This is a genomic window from Streptomyces acidiscabies (genome assembly GCF_020010905.1).
Classification (GTDB): Bacteria; Actinomycetota; Actinomycetes; order Streptomycetales; family Streptomycetaceae; genus Streptomyces; species Streptomyces acidiscabies.
The window spans coordinates 3659734-3682096 of the sequence record NZ_JAGJBY010000002.1 but is presented as its reverse complement, the minus strand read 5'-3'; the positions used below and the strand labels follow the sequence as shown (position 1 = coordinate 3682096).

General features: G+C 72.1%; 22 protein-coding genes and 1 pseudogene. 11 read left to right on the top strand and 12 right to left on the bottom strand.

Features of this window, described 5'->3' with window-relative positions; translation table 11 throughout:
- Positions 1–33 precede the first annotated feature (33 nt).
- A pseudogene (locus J8M50_RS42585) lies at positions 34–533 on the top strand (VOC family protein).
- A 192-nt stretch (positions 534–725) separates the two neighbouring features.
- Here the strand turns inward: J8M50_RS42585 and J8M50_RS42580 are convergent.
- A complete protein-coding gene (locus J8M50_RS42580) occupies positions 726–1433 on the bottom strand; it encodes a TetR/AcrR family transcriptional regulator (RefSeq protein ID WP_040836076.1) in 708 nt (235 codons plus the stop codon).
- Positions 1434–1582: 149 nt separating this feature from the next.
- Between J8M50_RS42580 and J8M50_RS42575 the strand changes: the two genes are divergently transcribed.
- The gene (locus J8M50_RS42575; RefSeq protein WP_010352976.1) at positions 1583–2032 is read left to right on the top strand and encodes a nitroreductase family deazaflavin-dependent oxidoreductase; all 450 of its coding nucleotides are present in this window, start codon (positions 1583–1585) and stop codon (positions 2030–2032) included.
- Here the strand turns inward: J8M50_RS42575 and J8M50_RS42570 are convergent.
- The gene (locus J8M50_RS42570) at positions 2022–3281 is read right to left on the bottom strand and encodes a geranylgeranyl reductase family protein (RefSeq protein ID WP_029183748.1); all 1260 of its coding nucleotides are present in this window, start codon (positions 3279–3281) and stop codon (positions 2022–2024) included. The two genes, J8M50_RS42575 and J8M50_RS42570, sit on opposite strands and share 11 nt — an antisense overlap.
- Before the next feature lie 192 nt (positions 3282–3473).
- Here J8M50_RS42570 and J8M50_RS42565 point away from each other — a divergent pair, with 192 nt between their 5' ends.
- Together J8M50_RS42565 and J8M50_RS42560 are read left to right on the top strand one after the other, a co-directional pair.
- Positions 3474–4829 (top strand): dipeptidase, encoded by a 1356-nt coding sequence (locus tag J8M50_RS42565; RefSeq protein WP_010352978.1) that lies wholly within the window; start codon positions 3474–3476, stop codon positions 4827–4829.
- A gap of 41 nt (positions 4830–4870) precedes the next feature.
- Positions 4871–5869, top strand: coding sequence for a protein kinase family protein (locus J8M50_RS42560; RefSeq protein ID WP_010352979.1), 999 nt, complete (start codon positions 4871–4873; stop codon positions 5867–5869).
- Here the strand turns inward: J8M50_RS42560 and J8M50_RS42555 are convergent.
- From J8M50_RS42555 to J8M50_RS42545, 3 genes are all read right to left on the bottom strand, one after another.
- On the bottom strand, positions 5827–6882 hold the full coding sequence (locus tag J8M50_RS42555) for an NUDIX hydrolase (RefSeq protein WP_010352980.1): 1056 nt from the start codon (positions 6880–6882) through the stop codon (positions 5827–5829). The genes J8M50_RS42560 and J8M50_RS42555 overlap by 43 nt on opposite strands.
- A gap of 140 nt (positions 6883–7022) precedes the next feature.
- Positions 7023–7217: a hypothetical protein gene (locus J8M50_RS42550; protein ID WP_010352981.1), complete on the bottom strand. Its 195-nt coding sequence runs from the start codon at positions 7215–7217 to the stop codon at positions 7023–7025.
- Positions 7218–7492: 275 nt separating this feature from the next.
- The gene (locus J8M50_RS42545) at positions 7493–8446 is read right to left on the bottom strand and encodes an ROK family protein (protein ID WP_223786425.1); all 954 of its coding nucleotides are present in this window, start codon (positions 8444–8446) and stop codon (positions 7493–7495) included.
- A 223-nt stretch (positions 8447–8669) separates the two neighbouring features.
- Here J8M50_RS42545 and J8M50_RS42540 point away from each other — a divergent pair, with 223 nt between their 5' ends.
- Positions 8670–9719: a LacI family DNA-binding transcriptional regulator gene (locus J8M50_RS42540; RefSeq protein WP_010354620.1), complete on the top strand. Its 1050-nt coding sequence runs from the start codon at positions 8670–8672 to the stop codon at positions 9717–9719.
- 653 nt (positions 9720–10372) lie between these two features.
- Here the strand turns inward: J8M50_RS42540 and J8M50_RS42535 are convergent.
- Positions 10373–11521, bottom strand: a complete 1149-nt coding sequence (locus J8M50_RS42535) for a class I SAM-dependent methyltransferase (protein ID WP_010354621.1) — start codon at positions 11519–11521, stop codon at positions 10373–10375.
- An 82-nt stretch (positions 11522–11603) separates the two neighbouring features.
- Between J8M50_RS42535 and J8M50_RS42530 the strand changes: the two genes are divergently transcribed.
- Together J8M50_RS42530 and J8M50_RS42525 are read left to right on the top strand one after the other, a co-directional pair.
- Positions 11604–12392: a hypothetical protein gene (locus J8M50_RS42530; RefSeq protein ID WP_010354622.1), complete on the top strand. Its 789-nt coding sequence runs from the start codon at positions 11604–11606 to the stop codon at positions 12390–12392.
- 92 nt (positions 12393–12484) lie between these two features.
- The gene (locus tag J8M50_RS42525) at positions 12485–12871 is read left to right on the top strand and encodes a VOC family protein (protein ID WP_010354623.1); all 387 of its coding nucleotides are present in this window, start codon (positions 12485–12487) and stop codon (positions 12869–12871) included.
- A 93-nt stretch (positions 12872–12964) separates the two neighbouring features.
- On the opposite strand, the gene J8M50_RS42520 is transcribed toward J8M50_RS42525, so the two are convergent.
- Positions 12965–14251, bottom strand: a complete 1287-nt coding sequence (locus tag J8M50_RS42520; RefSeq protein WP_010354624.1) for a DUF6986 family protein — start codon at positions 14249–14251, stop codon at positions 12965–12967.
- Between the two features lie 239 nt (positions 14252–14490).
- On the opposite strand from J8M50_RS42520, the gene J8M50_RS42515 reads away from it, so the two are divergent.
- On the top strand, positions 14491–15420 hold the full coding sequence (locus J8M50_RS42515; RefSeq protein ID WP_010354625.1) for an endonuclease/exonuclease/phosphatase family protein: 930 nt from the start codon (positions 14491–14493) through the stop codon (positions 15418–15420).
- Between the two features lie 79 nt (positions 15421–15499).
- Here J8M50_RS42515 and J8M50_RS42510 read toward each other — a convergent pair whose 3' ends face one another.
- The 4 genes from J8M50_RS42510 to J8M50_RS42495 form a co-directional block, all read right to left on the bottom strand.
- A complete protein-coding gene (locus tag J8M50_RS42510) occupies positions 15500–16462 on the bottom strand; it encodes an electron transfer flavoprotein subunit alpha/FixB family protein (protein ID WP_010354626.1) in 963 nt (320 codons plus the stop codon).
- A gap of 79 nt (positions 16463–16541) precedes the next feature.
- Positions 16542–17330: an electron transfer flavoprotein subunit beta/FixA family protein gene (locus J8M50_RS42505; RefSeq protein ID WP_010354627.1), complete on the bottom strand. Its 789-nt coding sequence runs from the start codon at positions 17328–17330 to the stop codon at positions 16542–16544.
- A gap of 220 nt (positions 17331–17550) precedes the next feature.
- Positions 17551–18060 (bottom strand): flavin reductase family protein, encoded by a 510-nt coding sequence (locus tag J8M50_RS42500; protein WP_010354628.1) that lies wholly within the window; start codon positions 18058–18060, stop codon positions 17551–17553.
- Positions 18061–18256: 196 nt separating this feature from the next.
- Positions 18257–18670 carry a TlpA family protein disulfide reductase gene (locus J8M50_RS42495; protein WP_010354629.1) on the bottom strand — a complete coding sequence of 138 codons (414 nt, stop codon included), beginning with the start codon at positions 18668–18670 and terminating at the stop codon, positions 18257–18259.
- Positions 18671–18745: 75 nt separating this feature from the next.
- Between J8M50_RS42495 and J8M50_RS42490 the strand changes: the two genes are divergently transcribed.
- From J8M50_RS42490 to J8M50_RS42480, 3 genes are all read left to right on the top strand, one after another.
- Entirely contained in the window at positions 18746–19162 is a 417-nt protein-coding gene (locus J8M50_RS42490; RefSeq protein WP_010354631.1) for a DUF4395 domain-containing protein, read from the top strand.
- A gap of 192 nt (positions 19163–19354) precedes the next feature.
- Complete coding sequence (locus tag J8M50_RS42485; RefSeq protein WP_059048331.1) at positions 19355–20083, top strand: lysophospholipid acyltransferase family protein; 729 nt, start codon at positions 19355–19357, stop codon at positions 20081–20083.
- A 107-nt stretch (positions 20084–20190) separates the two neighbouring features.
- Entirely contained in the window at positions 20191–21207 is a 1017-nt protein-coding gene (locus tag J8M50_RS42480; protein WP_010354633.1) for a hypothetical protein, read from the top strand.
- Positions 21208–21209: 2 nt separating this feature from the next.
- Here J8M50_RS42480 and J8M50_RS42475 read toward each other — a convergent pair whose 3' ends face one another.
- Positions 21210–22337, bottom strand: a complete 1128-nt coding sequence (locus J8M50_RS42475; protein ID WP_010354634.1) for a hypothetical protein — start codon at positions 22335–22337, stop codon at positions 21210–21212.
- Between the last annotated feature and the right edge of the window lie 26 nt (positions 22338–22363).

Sequence of the window (22363 nt, the reverse complement as noted above, 5' to 3'; positions counted from 1 at the left end):
GGCATGCGGCAGCACCAAGAGGGATGGGGCCCGATGTCCGTACGCCGGCTCAACCACGCTGTCCTGTTCGTCCGTGATATCGAATGTTCCGTCGCCTTCTACAGCCAGGTGTTCGGCTTCGCCGTCGAGCACGAGATGCCCGGCAGGGCCGCCTTCCTCAGGGCCCCGGGCAGCGACAACGACCACGACCTCGGCCTCTTCGCGCTCGGACCCGACGCACCGGGCCCGCAGCGCGACCGCGTCGGACTGCACCATCTCGCCTGGGAGGTCGGCACACTCAGTGAACTCGCCGAGACGGCGGAGCTGCTCAGGCGCGCCAGGCCCTCACCGGGAGCACCGACTTCCTGGTGGCCAAGTCCCTGCATGGCGTGGACCCGGACGGCAACGAGTTCGAGGTGCTGTGGCGTGCCCCACGCGCCGACTGGCCGATCTCGGAGGAGAACCAGAAACCGCTCCCGCTGGACCTCCGGTCGGCGATCGACCGATGGGGCCCCGATCTGAGAACGGGAGCGGCTGCCGGTTCGGTCACATGACAGCGCATCGGAGCCGGCGGCGCGAGACCGGTCGGCGGGCGGAGTGCTGTGGCATGCGCCCGTTCAAAAGGACTTGCTGACTGCACGGTCTCTCCTCCCACTGGCGCGGTCTCGCCGTCCGCTACGACAAAGCTGGCCTTCTCCGGATCCGACACCTCGGAGCCCAGCCTCGATCACAACTCCACGCAGGCCCTAGGCCGGCTTCTTCCCCAGGAACCCCACCCCGTGCGCGAGGCGCGTCGCCGCCTCGTGGAAGAACGGGTCGCGGTCCTCGACGACGCGGTGGAACTGGCCGAAGAGCTCGAACCCGACGAGGCCGTAGAGCTGGGCCCAGGCGGCGACGAGAGCGGCGGCGACGCCCGGCGGCAGGTCGGGGGCGAGGTCGGCGGCGATGCGCTCGGCCTCGGGGCGCAGAGCGGGCGTGAGGGGCGGTTCGGCGAGGGCGCCGACCCTGTGGGCGTCGCGGGTGATGGCGATGAGGAGGAAGCCCACGCGCGCGGCGGCGGGGACGGTGGAGTCGGGCGCCTGGTAGCCGGGGACGGGCGAGCCGTAGATGAGCGCGTACTCCTGGGGCCGGGCGAGCGCCCACGCGCGGACGGCCTCGCAGACGGCGACCCAGCGCCGTACGGCGTCGCCCTGGGCGATCTCGGCGTGGGCCTTCTCGGCGGACTCCCCGAGGCTGTCATACGCATCGATGATGAGGGCCGTTAGGAGGTCGTCGCGGCTCGGGAAGTAGCGGTAGAGGGCCGAGGAGACCATGCCGAGCTCACGAGCGACGGCCCGCAGGGAGAGCTGGGCGGCGCCCGCCGCGGCAAGCTGTCTGCGGGCCTCCTCCTTGATGGCGGCGGTCACTTCGATCCGGGCGCGGGCTCGGGCCCCTGGCGAGACGTTACGGCTCATGCGGGCAAGTCTTCCACCAAAACGGAGCGGTGCACACATTGGAGAACGGCGAACAAAAGAGAGAGCACTGCTCTTGCATTGAGGGAACGCCTCGTGCAGACTCGGACCCAGGAAACGAGAGCACTGCTCTCCGAAACTCGGGAGTCACCATGCCGCAGCCGTACTACCTCAAGGGCAGCCCCCTGAACGTCCGCCTCAACGGCGTCATCGGCTGGCTCGCCCGGCACGGTTTCAGCCTCGCCGGCACCGCCGAACTGTCCGTGAAGGGCCGCAAGAGCGGGCAGATGCAGCGCATCCCGGTGAACCCGCACATCTACGAGGGCGCGCAGTACCTCGTCTCCGCGCGGGGCCACTCCCAGTGGGTGCGCAACATGCGCGCGGCGGGCGGCGGCGACCTGCGCGTCGGCCGCAAGGTCCGGGAGTTCACGGCCGTGGAGGTGCCCGACACCGAGAAGACCGCGATCCTGCGGACCTACCTGGAGAAATGGGGCTGGGAGGTCAACCAGTACTTCCAGGGGGTCACGGCGAAGTCGTCGGACGAGGAGATCGCCGCCGCCGCGGGCGACCACCCCGTCTTCCAGATCACCGTCAAGAACTGACCTCGGCCTCGTCCGGCACCTTGGGCCTCGGCTCCACCCCGATCAGCACGCGCTGCGCGAGCGGATGCGTACGGACCAGTTCGCCCAGGGTCGTCTTGCCGCGAGTGATCTCGGCGAACGCGCGCCAGGCGGGCCTGAAGCCGGTGAGGGCGGCGTGGAACAGGCCCGGACGGCGCTCGAAGGCGGCCAGCATGCGCTTGCCGACGCTCATCTCGACCCCGAGGCCCGCCTTGACGGCGAACGCGTAGTTCAGGGCCTGACGGCGCGTGTCGACCGCGTCGTGCGCCTCCGAGATGCGCACCGCCCACTCCCCCGCGAGCCGTCCGGAGCGCAGCGCGAAGGAGATGCCCTCACGGGTCCACGGCTCCAGCAGACCGGCCGCGTCGCCGCAGACCAGCACGCGCCCGCGCGAGAGGGGCGAGTCGTCCGCGCGGCAGCGCGTCAGATGGCCGGAGGAGATGCTCGGTTCGAACCCGGCGAGCCCGAGCCGCCCGATGAAGTCCTCCAGGTACCGCTTGGTCGCCGCGCCCTCCCCGCGCGCGGAGATCACGCCGACCGTCAGGGTGTCGCCCTTGGGGAACACCCAGCCGTAACTCCCGGGCATCGGGCCCCAGTCGATGAGGACGCGGCCCTTCCAGTCCTCGGCGACCGTCTCGGGCACCGGGATCTCCGCCTCCAGGCCGAGGTCCACCTGGTCGAGCTTCACGCCCACGTGCGCCCCTATGCGGCTGGCGCTGCCGTCGGCGCCGACCACCGCGCGCGCCAGCAGCGTCTCACCGCCCTGGAGGACGACGGCGACGCTGCGCCGGTCCGGGACCGCCGAGCCGTGCTGCTCGACCCGCGTCACCGTCACACCCGTCCGCAGCTCGGCGCCCGCCTTCAGGGCGTGCTCCACCAGCTGCTGGTCGAACTCGGGGCGGTTGATCAGCCCGAACAGCATCTGCCGGGACTTGCGCGTACGCGTGAAGCGGCCGTTGTTGGAGAACGTGACCGCGTGCACCCGGTCCTTGAAGGGCAGTTCGAAACCGGGCGGCAGACAGTCGCGCGAAGGGCCGATGATGCCGCCGCCGCACGTCTTGTAGCGGGGCAGCTCGGCCTTCTCCAACAGCAGCACACGCCGCCCCGTGACCGCCGCCGCGTAGGCGGCCGAGGCACCCGCGGGGCCCGCACCCACCACGACGACGTCCCACACCTGACGCGCGTCCTCGGTCTCACGCACGTCGTCCGCCGAAGAGTTCTCGCTGCTCACGATGGTCTGCTGCTCCCGATCCGGCCGCCTGTCGCACCTGTCCACCCGCATCCTACGGCGGAGATCGCCGAGGTCCTCCGGTGAGGCCCCACAGGCCCGAACGCGTACGCTCGGCTGCGAGATCCCCGCCGTACGAACCCGTACGGACGCGTGCTCACCTCATACAACGTCGCACCCACGAGGAGCGTGCCCATGTCGTCGAAATCGGTCGCCGAGACCGTCGCTTCCCTGATGCCCAGGGCGAAGGCGGAGCTGGCCGAACTGGTGGCCTTCCGGTCGGTGGCCGACTTCGACCAGTTCCCGCGCTCCGAGAGCGAGGCCGCCGCGCGCTGGATCACCGACACGCTCGCCGCGGAGGGCTTCCAGGACGTCGCCGTGCTGGACACCCCGGACGGCACCCAGTCCGTGTACGGCTACCTGCCGGGCCCCGAGGGCGCGCGCACGGTCCTGCTGTACGCCCACTACGACGTGCAGCCGCCGCTGGACGAGGCCGCCTGGGCGAGCCCGCCCTTCGAGCTGACCGAGCGCGACGGGCGCTGGTACGCGCGCGGGGCGGCCGACTGCAAGGGCGGCCTGATCATGCACCTCCTCGCGCTGCGCGCCCTGCGGGCGAACGGCGGCGTCCCGGTGCACGTCAAGATCATCGTCGAGGGCTCCGAGGAGCAGGGCACGGGCGGCCTGGAGCGGTACGCCGAGGCCCACCCCGAGCTGCTGGCCGCCGACACGATCGTCATCGGCGACGCGGGCAACTTCCGCGTCGGCCTGCCCACCGTCACGACCACTCTGCGCGGGATGACGATGCTCCGGGTGAGCGTCAGCACCCTCGGCGGCAACCTGCACTCCGGGCAGTTCGGCGGCGCCGCCCCGGACGCGCTCGCCGCGCTGATCCGGGTCCTCGACTCGCTGCGCGCGGACGACGGTTCGACGACCGTCGACGGGCTGACGTCCGACGCCCGCTGGGAGGGCCTCCAGTACGACGAGGGGCAGTTCCGGCAGGACGCCAAGGTCCTCGACGGCGTCGGCCTGATCGGCACGGGGACGGTCGCCGACCGCATCTGGGCGCGCCCCGCCGTCACCGTCCTCGGCATCGACTCCCCGCCGGTCGTCGGCGCCACCCCGTCCGTGCAGGCGCACGCCCGCGCGCTGGTGAGCCTGCGCGTCCCGCCGGGCACGGACGCCGCCGAGGCGACGAAGCTGCTGCGCGCGCACCTGGAGGCGCACACGCCGTGGCACGCGCGCGTGGAGATCGAACAGGTCGGCCAGGGCCAGCCGTTCAGCGCCGACACGACCAGCCCGGCGTACGCGGCGATGGCCGAGGCCATGGCGGTCGCCTACCCCGGCGAGGAGATGCAGTACGCCGGCCAGGGCGGCTCCATTCCGCTGTGCAACACCCTCGCCGCGCTCTACCCGCGCGCGGAGATCCTCCTCATCGGCCTCAGTGAGCCGGAGGCGCAGATCCACGCGGTGAACGAGAGCGTGTCGCCGCAGGAGCTGGAGCGGCTGTCGGTGGCGGAGGCCCTGTTCCTGCTCAACTACGCGGCGAGCTGAGTCCGTTGCGCGGTCAGGCGCGGACAGCCGCTCACAGCGCGGTGTCCGCCGCCCTGGCCCGCCTGGACGACATGGAGCTGACCGCGCTCCTCGACACGGCCGACCCGCACAGCACGGGCGTGGGCGGCACCACCGCGCGCGTGCGGGTCGCCGGACATCAGGTGTTCGTGAAGCGCATGCCGCTCACGGACACCGACCGCCGCCGCACCACGGCGAACGTGTTCGGCCTCCCGCCCGCCTGCCACTACGGCATCGGCGCCGTCCCCAGCCCCGGGTTCGGCGCCTGGCGGGAGCTGGCGGTGTACGAGACGACCACCCGGTGGGCCGTCTCGGGCCGCTTCCCGGGCTTCCCGCTGCTGCACCACGCACGCGTACTGCCCACCACCGCCCCGACGGACGCCCCCGACGTCGAGAAGGCCGTGGCTTACTGGGGCCCGGCCGTCCGCGCGCGCATCGAGGCCCTGCGTACGGCACCGGCGAGCCTGACGCTGTTCCTGGAGCACGTCCCGTCCACCCTGCACGACTGGCTGCGCGCCCGCGTGCACGGGCCCGACGCGGACGCGGCGTGCGCTCTGGTGGGCCGTCAGCTGACGACCCTGACGGCCTTCTTGAGAACGACGGGCCTCGTCCACTTCGACGCCCACTTCCGCAACATCCTCACGGACGGCCGGCGCCTCTACCTCACCGACCACGGCCTGGCGCTCTCCCCCGAGTTCGCCCTCACCCCGGCGGAACGCGCCTTCCGCGCCGCCCATCTGTCGTACGACGACGCCTACACGCGCGCGTACCTGGCCCGTTGGCTGGTCACCGAGTTCCACGGCCGCGCCGACCGCCTGGCCCGCCTGCGCGCGTACGCGAAGGGGACCCGGCCGGAAGGCATGCCGGACGGCGCGGCCGAACTGGTCCGGCGGCACGCCGCTGTCGGCGCGGTGATGGACGCGTTCGAGTCACGGCTGGGTCAGGACGCCACCACCGCGTTCCCGGCGGACGAAGCCGCTCAGTGGCCGTCTCCGGGCACGGGGACGCCCGACTCAAGGTAGATCGCCGCGCCGCGCTCCCGGGCCCGCAGGGCCCAGCACAGGCGTTCGTAGCGGGCGGGAGGCAGGAGGTCGGCGGCCTCGCGTTCGGTGACGAAGCGCCAGGCGCGCAGTTCGGGGCCGGGCAGCGACAGGTTCGCCACGGCGTCGGGGGCGAGGCGACCGCCGTCGAAGAGGAAGCGCAGCCCGCCGTACCGGGGACGCTGCGGCGGCTCCCAGTCGACGACCAGCAGTTCGGGCACGTCCGTCAGACGTATCCCGGTCTCCTCCTCGACCTCGCGCATGCCCGCGCGCGCGGGCGCCTCGCCGGGTTCGACGACGCCTCCGGGGAACTCCCAGCCGGCCTTGTAGGTCGGGTCGACGAGCAGGACACGGTCGTCCTCGTCGAAGAGCAGCACCCCCGAGGCGAGCGTCTCCGCCGTCGGCTCGGGCGTCTGGACGATGTCGCACACGGGGACGGCGCCCGTCCCGACCGCCTCCGCGATCCTCAGGGCCGTCTCGTACGGCGTGAGGGCGCCGGTGTCGATGAGGTGGGCGTCGGCCGTCAGCCAGGTGGCGAGCGCCGCGCGGTACGGCTCTATGTGGTCGTACGCCCACTGCCCTACCCGCATCTCGCCGTCCGGCAGGTCCGGCGGGGCGGGTCGGCCCGCTATCCGTTCACGCAGGATCGTTTCAGCCGGGGCGAGGAGCACATGACGTACCGGTATGCGGCGGGCGGCGAGGCCGCCGAAGATCTCGTCGCGGTACTCCTGGCGCAGCAGCGTCATGGGGACGAGCAGGGTGCCGCCGACCTCGGCGAGCACGGCCGCAGCCGTGTCGATGACGAGCCTGCGCCAGATCGGCAGGTCCTGGAAGTCGCTCACCTCAGCCAGGTGTTTGGCCGGAAGCAGGTGCGGGAGCGTGCCGCCGACGAACTCCGGGTCGAAGAGCGTGCTGTTCGGGATCAGATCGTTCAGTTCCCGTGCGGTGGTCGTCTTTCCCGCACCGAACGCGCCGTTGATCCAGACGACGGTCACGGTTCCCCCCTCTTCCGTTGGCCCCCTGAGGCTTGCCCGCTCCACCCTGCCACGGAAACCAGTTCCCGTTGAGGACCGGGAAAAGCACCGAGGCGCCGACCCCTCAGGGGCCGGCGCCTCGCGCTCGCGTACGGCTTTCGTCAACCGCCCTGCCCGAGCGCGTTGTCGTCGACGGCCAGGCTGTCGTCGGCCACCGTGTGGTCGAGCTGGCTGAGCGTGTCCCCCACGTCGAGCCCCCCGAGTTTGTCGTGGTCCGCCCCGTGCGACGGCGTGATCGCGGCGACGACGAACCCGGTGGCCAGGGAGGCGATGGCAAGCATGCTGCGCTTCTTCATGCCCACTCCAACGCCCCCGCCGGGTGAGAGGTCACGCACGGGGTTGGCGAGGACAGGGCACACGGACGGGGAACACGCCCCGAACAGGCACGCACGCGTGGCGCATCGCCCCGTACCCGAACCACGCCTCCCGCGCGCGGGCCCGCAACTCGCAACACGCGTCCCCGCGCGTGGGGCCGTCCCGATACCGGCACCCCCGCGCGTGGCGCATCGCCCCGCACCTCCACGCGCGTACCCGAAACCGGCCCCCCTCCCGCACGCACGGCACCCCGCAGCTACACCCCCGCCGCCGCAGCCCCCTCCCGCCCTACGAGCGCCGCCGCAGCCGCCCCCACCAACCCCGCGTCCGTCCCCATCTGAGCCGGCACGATCGTCAGCCCCTGGACGAAGGACAGCGTGGCGTAGTCGGCGAGATGGCGGCGCAGCGGCCCGAAGAGGATGTCCCCGGCCTTGCCCACGCCCCCGCCGATCACGACGATGTCGATCTCGACCAGCGTCGCGGTCGCCGCGATGCCCGCCGCGAGGGCCTGGGCGGCGCGGTCGAAGGACGCGAGGGCGGCCGGGTCGCCCGCGCGCGCGGCGGCGGCGACCGCGGCGGCCGTGGCGTCGCCGTCGGGCCCGGGGCGCCAGCCGTTGTCGAGGGCGCGGCGGGCGATGTTGGGGCCGCTGGCGATGCGCTCGACGCAGCCGCGCCCGCCGCAGGGGCACGGGTCGCCGTCGAGGTCGACGGAGATGTGCCCGATGTGACCGGCGTTCCCGGTGGGCCCCGGGTGGAGTCGGCCGCCCAGGACGAGGCCCCCGCCGACGCCGGTGGAGACGACCATGCAGAGCGCGTTGTCGTGCCCGCGCGCAGCGCCCTGCCAGTGCTCGGCGGCGGTGATGGCGACCCCGTCGCCGATCAGCTCGACGGGCAGCTCACCGGTGACCGCGCGCACGCGCGGGACGAGCGGGAAGCCGCGCCAGCCGGGCACGTTGACCGGGCTGACGGTGCCCGCGGAGGCGTCCACGGGGCCCGCGCTGCCGATCCCGACGCTGTGGACGCGGTCCCACAGCGGCGACGCGGTCAGCTCTCCGAGCACCGCCTCGACGGCGCCCATCACGGTCTCGCCGTCCTCACGCGCGGGGGTCGGCCGCTGTGCGCGGGCCACGATCGCGCCGTCGCCGTCCACCAGGGCGCCGGCGATCTTGGTGCCGCCGATGTCGAGCGCGGCCACGAGGTCGGTGTGCATCAAAGTCTCGGTTCTCCCCAGTCGACCGTGGAAAAGAGCGGGCCGGTCCAGCGGTGGGGGACGCGGACCGGAGAAGGCGTCGGACAGTCTCTCGGCATCTGACAACGTTGTCCAGGCTCTATGCTCGACGCCACATCCTCATACAACCCCAGGGATCGCGCGACCCCCCGCAAACCCGGACATCGCCGTATCCCCGAGGCCGACAGGAACAGGACCCCGCATCGTGCCAGAGACGCCCCGACGCGCCGCCTCCCTGACCACCGCCCGCTACGGCAACCGTCCCACGATGAAGGACGTCGCCGCCCGCGCCGGTGTCGGACTCAAGACCGTCTCCCGCGTCGTCAACGGCGAACCCGGCGTCACCCCCGAGACCGAGCGGCGCGTGCAGGAGGCCATCGACGCGCTGGGCTTCCGCCGCAACGACAGCGCGCGCGTACTGCGCAAGGGCCGTACGGCGAGCATCGGGCTGGTCCTCGAAGACCTCGCCGACCCGTTCTACGGCCCGCTGAGCCGTGCGGTCGAGGAGGTGGCCCGTTCGCACGGCGCCCTGCTGATCAACGGCTCCAGCGCCGAGGACCCCGAGCGCGAGCAGGAGCTGGCGCTGGCGTTGTGCGCGCGGCGGGTCGACGGGCTCGTGGTGATTCCGGCGGGCGACGACCACCGGTATCTGGAGCCGGAGATCAAGGCGGGCGTCGCGACGGTGTTCGTCGACCGGCCGGCCGGGCGGATCGACGCCGACTGCGTGCTGTCCGACAACTTCGGCGGGGCCCTCGAAGGCGTCGCCCACCTCCTCGCGCACGGGCACCGCAGGATCGGGTTCATCGGCGACATGCCGCGCATCCACACGGCCGCGGAGCGCCTGCGCGGCTACCGGGCCGCCATGGGCGACGCCGGGATAACCGTCGAGGACGACTGGATGTCCCTCGGCGTCACCAGCCCCGACCGGGTACGCCGGGCCGCCGAGCTGATGCTGTCGGGGCCCTCGCCGGTCACCGCGATCTTCGCCGGCAACAACCGGGTCACGGTCACCGTCATCCGCGTCCTCGCCGAACACGCCCGCCGCGTCGCCCTCATCGGCTTCGACGACCTCGAACTCGCCGACCTCCTCCAGCCCGGCGTGACGGTCATCTCCCAGGACGCGGCGATCATCGGCCGCACCGCCGCGGAACGCCTCTTCCAGCAACTCGAAGGCACCCACATCGTCCCCGAACACATCGTCCTGCCGACCCGTCTGATCGCCCGGGGGTCGGGGGAACTGCCACCGGCGGACTGAACGGCGGCACCGGGGTCAGGCGGGTGCCTGGACCCGGACGGCCGTCTGCGGGCAGGAGCCCGGCCGGGCTCGACGGGGGCGGCAAACGGGCCCTCCCCGGGGCAGGGGGCGCCTGAGACGGCCGCCGAGGCTGGGGCAGGCGGGAGGTTTGGTACGCAGCCGTTTCCGGACCTCTAGGGGACACCCGAATTCAACGCCCAACAGGGGATGCAGTGAACGGCCCTCCCGAGCCGGGCGGTGCACCTCCACGCCGGGCCGACAGGGCGCGCCTGAGCCGGCCGACGAGGCGGGGCCAGGCAGGAGGTGCGGTGCGCAGCCGTTTCCGGACCTCCGGGGGACGCCCCCAGCTCAACGCGGCGGGGCCGACAGGAATGCGGTGAACAACCTTCCCCGGGCCGGGGGCACCTGAGCCGGAGGCCGTCTCCGGGCCGGCCAAACGCCTGAGCGGGAGTCAAGGGCGGGTCCGACGGGGGACGCGGTGAACGGCCTTCCCGGGTCTCGGGGGCGCCTGAATCAGCTCACCAGGGCGGGATGCGGTGAGCAGCCGTTCCCGGGCCTCCGCAGGACGCCCGAACCAGCTCACCGAGGCGGAGCCGGCAGGGATGCGCACCGAGCGGACATCCCGGCCCCGGGCGAACCCGTACGGCAGCCGGTCAGCCGGCGGTCCGGCCCGGCTTGCGCGCCAGGTCGTACGCGAAGCTCACCGTCTCCGTCAGGTGGCCGTCGGTCGCGTAGGGGCTGAGTACGGTCATGAGGTCGCCGTCGAACTCCGTGGCGCGGTCCGCGAGTACGGACGGCGGCAAGAAGGACGTCGAGCGGACGTGCCCGGCGAGTTCCTCGACCGTCCAGCGGTACTCGACCGCGAACTCGTGCCGTACCGAGGGCTCGAACCCGGCGCGGGAGAGCACCTCCCGGTCGGGGTCCGTCTGCCGGCGCTGCTCGGCGCCGGGCGGCACCCGGCTCGCCGCCCCCAACGCCTCCTGCCACCGGCGCAGGACGTCACCGAACGCACGCTGCCAGTCCAGCGGCCCCGCCCAGGGACTCGTCGACCAGCAGAGAGCCAGGTGCCCGCCGGGTTCAAGCCAGGTCAGGGCACGCCGGGCGACCAAATCCCGGGGCAGACGGTGAAAGGCGTTGCCGATGACGACGAGTTCAACGCTTCCGGCGTCCACGTCGAGGTCCTCGGCCTTGGCGGTGACGACCCGGACGCGAGCCGCACCGTCGCGACTCGCCTCTCCGGCATCGACCGCATCGCCGGTAACCGCTGCCTTGGCTGTGACGGCCCGGACGAAGGCAGCGTCTCCACTGCTCGCCGCCCTGACAGCGCCGACCCCAACATCGGCCACGTCCCCGCTGGCCGCCGCTCCGGCGATGCTGGCCCTGGCATCGACCGCGTCACCAGTAACCGCTGCCTTGGCTGTGACGGCCCGAACGAAGGCCCCGTCCCCGCGACTCGCCGCCCCGACAGCGCCGACCCCAACATCGGCCACGTCCCCGCTGCTCTCCGCCCTGACGATGCCAGCCCCCACATCACCCACCTCCCCGCCAGCCTCCACCTTCGCGCGGACCACCTCCCCCATATCAGCCTCCGCATCCACCGCCCGCACCTCCGCGAACCCAGCACGCAGCGGAAACGCGAGCTGGCCGGTGCCGCAGGCCAGGTCCAGCAAGCGTCCGTGTCCGGACGGGGACGTACGGCGGATCAGGTCGGTGAGCATCGTGTCGGGGTAGGCGAGGCGGAAGCAGTCGTAGTAACCAGCGGTGCCCCGGTACAGGTCGGGTCGGAAACTCGCGTCAGGCATACGGCGACCCTTCCACGACACGGCGGAATGAGGGACACCGCGTCGGTGCGTGGTACCGCCCCGGTGGTATAGGACACCTCACATGCCCCTCTCCGCCCCCACCCTCACCTCCCTGGGCCTCGCCCAAGCCCCCCGGGACCACCCCCTCACCTACCCCGGCCCCTGGCCCACCGCCTCCGCCCTCCTCCAAGGCGACCGCCTCCTCCCCCTGGACCGCCTGACCCACCCCGACCGGACCCCCGTCCTGGCCGTCGGCTCCAACGCCTGCCCCGGCCAACTGCGGCACAAGATGGACGAGTTCGGCATCACCTCCCCCGTCCCGATGACGAAGGCACACGTCACCGGCCTCGACATCGGCGTCTCCGCGCACGTGAGCCGGATGGGCTACATCTCCGCGTCACCGCTCAACGCCCCGGACGTCACACGGGAGTTGTTCGTCATCTGGCTGGACGAGGAGCAGCTGAAAGTCGTCGACGCCAGCGAGGGCGCGCACTCGCCCCAGGGGAACTACGCCCGAGTCCGGCTGCCCACGCCGGAGTTCAGGGTGGAGCTGGAGAACGGCCATGCACTGCCCGGGACTTACGTCTATGTGAACCGCCACGGCGTCCTCCACGACGGCACGGGAACCCCGCGCCGCCACGGAGACCAGCGCACCCTGATCGCCGAACTCCTCAAGACCTCACCGGAGTTGCGACGCCTCTTCGGCAAGACCCCGGAGCAGTTCAGCGAACGGGCCCGCGCAGACGCGAAGTTGTGCGACCGGGGCACCCGACTACTGAGGGAGGAAAAACTGGTCACGACGTCCGGCCTGGAACACCTCCACCCCCAGACCGAAACACTTCCCCGCAGATCAGGTAGGCCGGAAAGCTGAGTTACCGTCGGAGACAAGGCATCGCGTGCCGGTCACCGTCCCGGTGCGGCATGGAGGTGCCTGTGAGATTGCCTTACGGAGGCACTCCACAGATGTCTGTCGAACTGAACCACACCATCGTGGCCGCCCGGAACCAGCACGAATCCGCGCACTTCCTCGCCCACGTCCTCGGACTAGAGGTCGCCCCGCCGCTCGGCCCCTTCCTCCCCGTGAACACCGCGAACGGCGTATCGCTGGACTTCCTCACCGTGCCGGAGGGGTCGATCACCACCCAGCACTACGCCTTCCTCGTGACCGACGAGGAGTTCGACGCCGCGTTCGCCCGGATCGAGGAGGCGAAGATCGAGTACTTCGACGATCCGCACCTGCGGCGCCCGGGCCGGATCAATCACTACTACGGCGGCCGTGGCGTCTACTTCCTGGACCCGTCCGGCCACACGATGGAGATCATCACGCGCCCGTACACCAACGGGAAGTAACCCTCACCGGCACGCCCCCTCAGCACAACACCGGTCGGCCCCCTCAGGCCGACCGGCACCCGGCACCCGGCACCCGGCACCCCGCAAACCCCCTCACACCCCCTTCCGCCGCCCCGCGAACTCCTCCAACTCCCCCCGAGTCAGCCCACTCCCCTCCCCCACCTCATCCACATCCAGCGCCCCACAGTCCAGCCCCCGCAGCAGATATCCACTGAGCGCCTTCGCCGTAGCCGGCTCATCCATCACGTCCCCAGCAGTGCGGCTGGCATACCGCGAGAGCCGCGCAGCGGCCTGTGCGAACCCCTCCCGGTAGAACGCGAACACTGCGGCGTACCGGGTCGGCAGGTGCCCAGGGTGCATGTCCCACCCCTGGTAGTACGCACGCGCAAGAGCCCGCCGCGTCAACCCGTAGTGCAGCCGCCAAGCATCGTGGACCTTCTCGGTGGACCCGACAGGCAGAACGTTCGTGGAACCGTCGCAGACCCGTACCCCCGTGCCCGCAGCGGCGACCTGCATGACGGCCTTGGCATGGTCGGCGGCGGGATGGTCGCTGGCCTGGTGCGCGGCGGAGACGCCGAGGGAGGCGCTGTAGTCGAACGTGCCGTAGTGCAACCCCGTGGCCCGCCCCTCCGCGGCGTCGATCATGCGGGCGACCGTCGCGGTGCCGTCGGCGGCGAGGACGGCCTGGCTGGTCTCGATCTGGATCTCGAAGCCGATGCGCCCGCTGTCGAGGCCCCGGGTCCTCTCGAACGCCTCCAGGAGCCGGACCATGGCGGTGACCTGCTCGGGGTAGGTCACCTTGGGGAGGGTAAGGACGAGCCCGTCGGGCAGCCCGCCCGCCTCCATGAGGCCGCTGAGGAAGATGTCGAGCGTGCGGATGCCCCGGTCGCGGACGGCGGCCTCCATGCACTTCATGCGGATGCCGGTGTACGGCGCGGCGGTGCCGTCCCGGTACGCGCGGGCGACCAGGCGGGCGGCGTGGGCCGCGTGCTGGTCCTCCTCCGCGTCGGGGCGGGGCCCGTACCCGTCCTCGAAGTCGACGCGCAGGTCTTCCACCGGTTCGCGCTCCAGCTTGGCCCGCACGCGCGCGTACACGGGTTCGGCGAGGTCGTCGGCGAGGCCGAGGACGGCGGCGAAGGAGGCGGCGTCCGGGGCGTGTTCGTCGAGGGCGGTGAGCGCGCGGTCGCCCCAGGCACGGACGGTGTCGGCGGCGAACACGTCCCCGGGGACGTACACGGTGTGGACGGGCTGGCGGGTGCCGGGGTCGCCGGGGTAGCGGCGGGCCAGCTCCGCGTCGACCGGGGCGAGCCGGGCGGCGATCTCCTCGCCGACGGCGCTCGCCAGGCTCGTCACGACCGGCTCCTGCTGCCCTGACCCCATCCCGCACCCTCCAGTTTTCCGCTCTACGGAATCAACACTCCAGCGACGGAAGCCAACAACGGATCTTGCCGCCGGTCAACACCCCGTCCACCCAGCGGTCCCCTTCAGCCCGCCTCGTACCCCTTCATCGTTCCGGCCCCTCGAAACGGTTCACCCCCGCTGATCCTTTTCTTCACCCGGACCCTCTTTCGCCCAGCCGTTCGCACCCTCATCCTGATCCCCGAGGCGAGGGGGCGCACATGACGGGCACCGGCGGAGTGACGCGGCGCGCGGGGCTGAGGACCACCCTGGCGGCGGCCCTGGCCGTCCCGCTGCTCGCCACCGTACGAGCCTCGCAGGCCCACATCGACGAGGCCGAGCCCCCGAACCAGTCGGCGCGCCCCGTACAGCCCGTCCCCCCGCTGAGGGCAATGACCTTCAACCTCCGCTTCGCCAGCGCCCAGGAGCCCAACAGTTGGGCCGCACGCCGCCCCGTGACCCGCGAACTGCTCCTGCGGGCCGCCCCGTCCGTCGTCGGCACCCAGGAGGGCGTGCACGGGCAGATCCTGGACATCGCCGCCGACCTCGGGCCCCGGTACGCGTGGATCGGTACGGGACTTGAGGGCCGTACGACGGACGAGTCCCTGGCGATCTACTACGACACGGCCCGCCTCCAGCCCCTCGCGCACGGCACGTACGCCCTCTCGGACACGCCGGAGGACCTCGCGTCGAACACCTGGGGCGCCGCGTTCGTCCGGATGTGCACCTGGGTCCGGTTCCGGGACCGGCTGGGCCCCGGCCGGGAGTTCTACGTCCTCAACACACACCTGGACCACCGCAGCCAGTACGCACGCGCGCGTGCGGCGTCCCTGATCGCCGCCCGCATGAGCGCGCTCACCCATCCCGCCCTGCTGCTCGGGGACTTCAACGTCGCGGCGCACGACAACGAGGTGTACGACACGCTGCTGCGCGCGGACCTCGTCGACACGTGGGACAGCGCCCTCACGCGCGGGCCGTCGTTCGGGACGTTCCACAACTACCGCGGCCTGGTGGCGGACGGCTGGCGGATCGACTGGGTGCTGGCCACACCCGGCGTACGCGCGCGGAGAGCCTGGGTGGACACGTACACGCGCGGGGGCCAGTACCCGAGCGACCACCTGCCGGTGTGCGCGAGCGTGGACCTGACATAGCCCCCAGCCCCCCCTCCCGCGCACGCCAGAGGCCCCGCGACCGGCGACACCGGTCACAGGGCCTCGTACAACCCGGAGATCAGCCCTTGCGGGTGTTGATCTCCTCCGTGAGCTGCGGCACCACGTCGAACAGGTCGCCGACGACGCCGTAGTCCACGAGGTCGAAGATCGGCGCCTCGGGGTCCTTGTTGACCGCGACGATCGTCTTGGACGTCTGCATGCCCGCGCGGTGCTGGATCGCGCCGGAGATGCCGTTGGCGATGTACAGCTGCGGCGAGACGGACTTGCCGGTCTGGCCGACCTGGTTGGTGTGCGGGTACCAGCCGGCGTCGACGGCGGCGCGGGAGGCGCCGACGGCCGCGCCGAGGGAGTCCGCGAGGGCCTCGATGATCCCGAAGTTCTCGGAGCCGTTGACGCCACGGCCGCCGGAGACGACGATCGCGGCCTCGGTCAGCTCCGGACGCCCGGTCGACTCGCGCGGGGTGCGGCCGGTGATCTTCGTGCCGGTGGCAGCGGCGGAGAACGACACCGCGAGGTCCTCGACGGCGCCCGCGGCCGGAGCGGCCTCGACGGCGGCGGAGTTGGGCTTGACGGTGATGACCGGCGTGCCCTTGATGACGCGGGACCTGGTGGTGAACGACGCGGCGAACACGGCCTGCGTGGCCACCGGGCCCTCGTCACCGGCCTCCAGGTCGGTCGCGTCGGTGATCAGACCGGCCTCGATGCGCAGCGCGAGGCGGGCGGCGATCTCCTTGCCCTCGGCGGAGGAGGAGACCAGGACGGCGGCCGGGGAGACGGCGGCGTAGGCGGCCTGGAGGGCGTCGACCTTGGGGACGACGAGGTAGTCGGCGTACTCGGACGCCTCGTGCGTCAGGACGCGCGTCGCGCCGTGCTCGGCGAGGACGGCGGCCGTACCGGCGGCGCCGGCGCCCAGCGCGACAGCGACGGGCTCGCCGATGCGGCGCGCGAGCGTCAGCAGTTCAAGGGTGGGCTTGCGGACGGCGCCGTCCGCGTGGTCGACGTAGACGAGGACTTCAGCCATGGGAATGCTCTCCTGCGAAACGAAGTTGAAGGGCGGTCAGCAAGGGGCGCTGGATGAACCTCTGCCCCGCGCGCGGGGCCTAGATGAACTTCTGGCCCGCGAGGAACTCAGCGAGCTGCTTGCCGCCCTCGCCCTCGTCCTTGACGATCGTGCCGGCCGTGCGGGCCGGGCGCGCGGTCGCGTCGTCGACCTTGGTCCAGGCGCCGTCCAGGCCGACCTCTTCCGCCTCGATGTCGAGGTCGGACAGGTCCCAGGACTCGACCGGCTTCTTCTTGGCGGCCATGATGCCCTTGAAGGACGGGTAACGCGCCTCGCCGGACTGGTCGGTGACGGACACGACGGCCGGCAGGGACGCTTCGAGCTGCTCGGACGCGGCGTCGCCGTCGCGGCGGCCCTTGACGACGCCGTCCGCGACCTCGACCTGGGACAGCAGCGTGACCTGCGGGACGCCGAGGCGCTCGGCGAGGAGCGCGGGGACGACGCCGCCGCCGCCGTCGGTGGAGGCCATGCCGGAGACGACGAGGTCGAAGCCGGCCTTCTCGATGGCCTTGGCGAGGACCAGGGAGGTGCCGAGGACGTCGGTGCCGTGCAGGTCGTCGTCCTCGACGTGGATCGCCTTGTCGGCGCCCATGGAGAGGGCCTTGCGCAGGGCGTCCTTGGCGTCCTCGGGGCCGACGGTGAGGACGGTGACCTCGACGTCGTCATCGGAGTTCTCGGAGATCTGGAGGGCCTGTTCGACCGCGTACTCGTCGAGCTCGGAGAGCAGACCGTCCACGTCGTCCCGGTCGACGGTCAGGTCATCGGCGAAGTGCCGGTCGCCAGTGGCGTCGGGCACGTACTTCACAGTGACAACGATCCTCAAGCTCACGCCGGCTCTCCTACTGCATCGTCAGTTCTCGGCTGCCTACTTACAGGCAGCATAGGCGCCTGAAGAGGCCGTTCCCGGATCGGGGGCGGCCCGCCTCCGACCCGAATATTACTCACCAGTACACCCAGTTCCTGCCCGCTAAGCAAGCGCTTTGAACTGTGACCTTCGCAACGCAGCGTAACCGGAACTCGACGGCCCCGCAGGGGGCGGGCAAGCGATCTCAGTCACGCAGCGCGTTGAACCGTCCCTGGTGGTAGAGCAGCGGCCGTCCCGCGCGCGTGGGGTCGCCGAGAACGACCTCCGCGAGCACGATGCGGTGGTCGCCCGCAGGCACGCGCGTGTGCACGCGGCACACCAGCCAGGCGAGGACGTCGTCCAGGACGGGCACCCCTTCGGGACCCTCGCGCCAGGCGGTGGGCGCGCCGAAGCGGTCGGCGCCGCTGCGCGCGAAGGTGGCTGCCAGGTCGGCCTGGTGCTCGCCGAGCAGGTGCACGCCGACGTGTTGCGCGCGGGATATCGCGGGCCAGCTGGAGGCGCCGGTGCCGATGCCGAAGGAGAGCAGCGCGGGTTCGGCGGAGACGGAGGTGAGGGAGGTGGCGGTGAATCCGACGGGGCCGTGCTCGCCGGAGGCGGTGATCACGGCCACACCGGCGGCGTGCCGGCGGAAGACGGAGCGCAGGAGGTCGGGGGAGGCGAGCTTGGCGGCGGCGAGGTCGGGCGAGGCCGTCATCGGGATGTCCTTCGGGCTGAAGGGACGAGCAGGGTCCGGGGTGCTCAGCGGCCCGGACAGCGTGCGCTCGCGGTGCTCCGGGCCAGGTCGACGTGGACCCGTCCGTAGAGAAGGAGTTCCTCAGGCATGACGTCAGGCTGACGATAGTTGGCATGTCCAGTCAAGGGCGTTCCGGGATCTGGAAGCTGCCGCTCCGTCACACCGCCTCCCCCAGCGCGGCGATGACGTCCGCCTTGCGCGGCTGACCGCTCGCGCGCCGGACGACGTTCCCGCCGGCGTCCAGGACCAGCACGGTCGGCGTCTTGAGGATGCCGAGGTCGCGGACGAGGTCGAGGTGCTGCTCGGCGTCGATCTCTATGTGCGCGACGCCGGGGACCATGTCGGCCACCTCGCCGAGGGTCCGCCTGGTCGCCCGGCAGGGTGCGCAGAAGGCGCTGGAGAACTGCAGGAGGGTGGCCCGCTCGCCGAGTTCGGCGCCGAGCCGTACGGCGTCCAGCCGTCTGCCGTCGTCCCGTGCGCGCACGCGTACCCTCCCGCCGTGCCGCCTGTGCAGCACTCCGTAGGCGCTCGCCGCAGCGAGCACCGCGACACACACCATGAGTCCGGTCATCAGCCGCTCAAGCGTTCACGAGACCGCAAACATTCCCGGCTCCCCGGACCGTTTCCGATGCGGAATGCTGGCTTCATGGACATCGACGCACGTGGGCCACGCTTCGGCGCGGCCGTCACGACCGCCGTACTGGCGGTCGTACTGATCACCGGCAGCGCCTGGCTGCTCGCCTGGCAGACGCTGGCGTTCGCGCTGGGCGCGGCGGGCGGGGTGGCCCGCTCGCCGTACGGATGGCTGTTCAGGACGGTCGTACGGCCCCGGCTCGGGCCGCCGGTCGCGTTCGAGGCGCCGGAGCCGCCGAGGTTCGCGCAGGCCGTGGGGCTGCTGTTCGCGGGCGTGGGGCTGGCCGGGCTCGGGCTCGGGGTGGAGTGGCTGGGGCTCGCGGCGACGGGGCTCGCGCTGGCGGCGGCGTTCCTGAACGCGGCCTTCGGGTACTGCCTGGGCTGCGAGTTGTACCTGATCGTCCGGCGCGTCGCGGTCCGCGCGGAGTAAAGAAAGAATCAAAGCCCGAGGTGGATCAAGGTGCGGACGTGACGAGGATCTCCGACGCGGTCAGGAACCAGGACTGGCCCGTCGCACGTTCTTGGGGCACGATCTGCGACATGCCGTAAACCTACGGCTGCGTAACTTGTTCGCCGGGAGTTCCCCTCCTCAGGCCGAGTGAAGGAAGGGTCCGCCTCACCCATGGCAGAGCTTGTCTACCGTCCCGCAATCGGTCTCGCGAAGACCCTGTTCAATGCCTGGGACCTCAAGATCGACCTTCGGGGTTCGGAGAACATCCCGCGGTCGGGCGGCGCTGTGCTGGTGAGCAACCACATCAGCTATCTGGACTTCATCTTCGACGGCCTGGCAGCGCTCCCCCAGAAGCGCCTGGTGCGCTTCATGGCGAAGGAGTCCGTGTTCCGGCACAAGGTCTCCGGCCCCCTGATGCGCAACATGAAGCACATCCCCGTCGACCGCAAGCAGGGCGAGGCCGCCTACCAGCACGCACTCGCCTCGCTGCGCTCCGGTGAGATCATCGGTGTGTTCCCCGAGGCGACGATCTCGCAGTCGTTCACCCTCAAGACCTTCAAGTCCGGCGCCGCGCGGCTCGCCCAGGAGGCGGGCGTACCGCTGATCCCGATGGCCGTCTGGGGCACCCAGCGCCTCTGGACGAAGGGCCACCCCCGCAACTTCAAGCGCAGCCACATCCCGATCACGATCCGCGTCGGCGAGGCGTTCGAGGCCTCCAAGGACAAGTACGCGGGCGCCATCACCCGCCAGCTCCGCGAGCGCGTCCAGGAGCTCCTGGAGGCCGCCCAGCGCGCGTACCCGGTGCGCCCGAAGAACGCGAGCGACACGTGGTGGATGCCGGCGCACCTGGGCGGCACGGCGCCGACCCCGGAAGAGGTCCGCGCGGCCGAGGCCCGCTGACCGCGCGCGCGTGACCGGGCGATAGGGTCCGGCAAGTCGAGGGCCGCGCCGGGGTCTTGGCGCGCCCCGTCCGGCCGACACCGTCAAGTGCGCCACGGGGGCGGGGAATGCGGCGTTGGGTCAAGGTGTCGGTGACGGCCGCGGTGGTGCTGAGCGTGGGCGGCTGGTTCGCGCAGCCGTACGTGAAGGACTGGTGGGTGGTGCGGGACGCCTGTGACGGGGGGCTGCCGTCGGGGGCGGCGCGTGAACTGGCGCCGGACGGCACGCACTTCGGGAAGGCCGAGTCGAGGACGCTGCGGGGGCTCGGGGAGTACCGGTGCAGCGTCACGGTCGAGGGCGACGACGTCCGCGACCAGCGGCTGGTGGAGATGTCGGCGTACACCGGCCGGGACTCCGTGGACGCCACGCTGCTGACGTCGGTGGAGGCCGGATTCCGGACCATGGCCGCCATGCCGGACGGACTGCCGGGTTTCGTCACCCGGTTCAGGACGCTCGACTTCCTGGCGCCGTGCCCGGACCTGCCGAAGACCTCCGACGGCCGTCCGGCGAAGCTCCTGGTGCGCACGTTCTTCGGCCGGGAGACGCGGTCCGGCTCCCCGGCCGTGTACGAGGCGGCCGTGTCGCTCGTCAACTCCGCCTCCGAGCGCCTCGGTTGCGGCGCGAAGCCGCTCAAGGTCCCCGCCGACACGGACGGTCTGCCCGACCTCGAGAAGGAGCAGAAGGAGGTCCGGCTCGACCAGGCCGGCGACACCGGCTGCGCGTGGGCGCGGGACGCCGGGCTGCCGTCCGGTCCCGCCGAGTGGCTCGTCACCGACACCATGAACGACGCGGCGCCGCTGGGCCGTTGCTCCTTCCGGCCTCGCCTCTCCACGACCGACGAGCCGAGCGGCCTGGCGTTCGAGGCGCGGTACGGCGACTGGAGCGAACGTCTCGTCCGCGACGACCTGGGCCGGGACCACCGGCTGACGGCGACGGCCCGCTGTGACGGCGAGGCCGCGCACTTCGTCCTCAGCGGGGACGGGTCCCCGAAGCTCGGCCTGGCGAAGCGGCGCGCCCTGCTCACGGCGTTCGCCGAGGGCAAGGCCGAGCGGCGCGGCTGTACGGACCTGCGGCTGGACGGCTGAGTTCAGTACGGGTACGCGAACGTCGGCACGTACCCCCCGTCGATCGCCCGCCGCATCTCCGCGACCCGCTTCCCGGGCGTCTTCCGCGCCGCCGCCCACTTCTCCAGCACCGGGTACACCTGCCCCCTGCCGTCCATCAGCTCCCCCTCGGCCGTCCCCGACACGGGCCGCGCGGCGATGGTGCCCTGTGCGGGTCTGCTGGTCACCCGGCGCCCGGCGGGCGCGTAGGTGCCCCGGGTGTGCTCCCGTACGGTCCGGTCGAAGGCCGCGAGGTCGGGGATCGTACCGTCCCGCACGAACTCGGTCCGCAGGCCCATCAGGGCGCCGAAGCGGTTCCCGAAGAGGCTCAGGTCTCGGTCCGGCCCGGAGGTCGGGGACCCCTTGCCGGCGCCGGCTTCGTGGTCGGGGTCCGCGCCGTCGTCGGTCAGGCGCTCCAAGTAGTGCGCGAAGTAAGCCCGTTCGGCGTCGTAGACGATCGCGAACGCCTCGGGGTCCCAGACGGTCCTGGCCAGCAGCGCGTTGATGCGGGCGTCGCCCGCCAAGGAGGAACCGGAGTAGCTGAAGTCCACGTGAGCCTCGCCGGGGGCGAGGAAGCGGCCGGGGTCGTCCGTGGCGGTCGCAGCCTGCCGCGCCGTGACCGCAGGATGCCGGGCGTCCCGGTCGATCCCGAAGTACAGGTTCTGGTCCACGACGTACTCGCCGAGCAGCCTCGCGGCGGCGGTGGTCAGCCCCGTCGGCAGCGGCCCCCGCCCCTTCCCGAGCGCGAGCACCACCCCGTACGCGCTCCGCGCCTGCTCCAGCGTGTGCGGCTGCCCCTCGGTCCGCGTCCCCGCGTCCACGACCCGCCCCAGCGCCTCGCCGCCGTCCCCGCAGGGCCGCTCGACGAACAGGGCGCGGACGGCCGTCATGCGCCCCATGTCGGCGCCGGGATCGAGCGCACGCGTCGCCGCCGTCGGATCGTCCGCGAGCGCCCGCGTAGACGCCGGCACCGCCTGGCAGGGCGGCGTGTCGTCGGAGTCCGCGAGGACCACCGGCACGGCGACAGCGAGCGCGGCGAGCGCCACGGCGACCGCCGAAGTGAGCTTCCAGTGCGTGCGCAGCGGCGCGAAGCGCCCTCCCCCGTCAGACATGCCGGGAAGCCTAACGGCCACGCCCG

Bases quoted from the DNA above. Each gene is read 5' to 3' on its own strand.
- J8M50_RS42480 (WP_010354633.1), top strand. From the start codon at position 20,191: ATGCGGCGTTGGGTCAAGGTGTCGGTGACGGCCGCGGTGGTGCTGAGC.
- J8M50_RS42535 (WP_010354621.1), bottom strand. From the start codon at position 11,521: ATGCCTGACGCGAGTTTCCGACCCGACCTGTACCGGGGCACCGCTGGT.
- J8M50_RS42550 (WP_010352981.1), bottom strand. From the start codon at position 7,217: ATGAAGAAGCGCAGCATGCTTGCCATCGCCTCCCTGGCCACCGGGTTC.
- J8M50_RS42490 (WP_010354631.1), top strand. From the start codon at position 18,746: ATGGACATCGACGCACGTGGGCCACGCTTCGGCGCGGCCGTCACGACC.
- J8M50_RS42565 (WP_010352978.1), top strand. From the start codon at position 3,474: ATGTCGTCGAAATCGGTCGCCGAGACCGTCGCTTCCCTGATGCCCAGG.
- J8M50_RS42510 (WP_010354626.1), bottom strand. From the start codon at position 16,462: ATGGCTGAAGTCCTCGTCTACGTCGACCACGCGGACGGCGCCGTCCGC.
- J8M50_RS42520 (WP_010354624.1), bottom strand. From the start codon at position 14,251: ATGGGGTCAGGGCAGCAGGAGCCGGTCGTGACGAGCCTGGCGAGCGCC.
- J8M50_RS42500 (WP_010354628.1), bottom strand. From the start codon at position 18,060: ATGACGGCCTCGCCCGACCTCGCCGCCGCCAAGCTCGCCTCCCCCGAC.
- J8M50_RS42495 (WP_010354629.1), bottom strand. From the start codon at position 18,670: ATGACCGGACTCATGGTGTGTGTCGCGGTGCTCGCTGCGGCGAGCGCC.
- J8M50_RS42485 (WP_059048331.1), top strand. From the start codon at position 19,355: ATGGCAGAGCTTGTCTACCGTCCCGCAATCGGTCTCGCGAAGACCCTG.
- J8M50_RS42580 (WP_040836076.1), bottom strand. From the start codon at position 1,433: ATGAGCCGTAACGTCTCGCCAGGGGCCCGAGCCCGCGCCCGGATCGAA.
- J8M50_RS42515 (WP_010354625.1), top strand. From the start codon at position 14,491: ATGACGGGCACCGGCGGAGTGACGCGGCGCGCGGGGCTGAGGACCACC.
- J8M50_RS42575 (WP_010352976.1), top strand. From the start codon at position 1,583: ATGCCGCAGCCGTACTACCTCAAGGGCAGCCCCCTGAACGTCCGCCTC.
- J8M50_RS42475 (WP_010354634.1), bottom strand. From the start codon at position 22,337: ATGTCTGACGGGGGAGGGCGCTTCGCGCCGCTGCGCACGCACTGGAAG.
- J8M50_RS42530 (WP_010354622.1), top strand. From the start codon at position 11,604: ATGCCCCTCTCCGCCCCCACCCTCACCTCCCTGGGCCTCGCCCAAGCC.
- J8M50_RS42525 (WP_010354623.1), top strand. From the start codon at position 12,485: ATGTCTGTCGAACTGAACCACACCATCGTGGCCGCCCGGAACCAGCAC.
- J8M50_RS42545 (WP_223786425.1), bottom strand. From the start codon at position 8,446: ATGCACACCGACCTCGTGGCCGCGCTCGACATCGGCGGCACCAAGATC.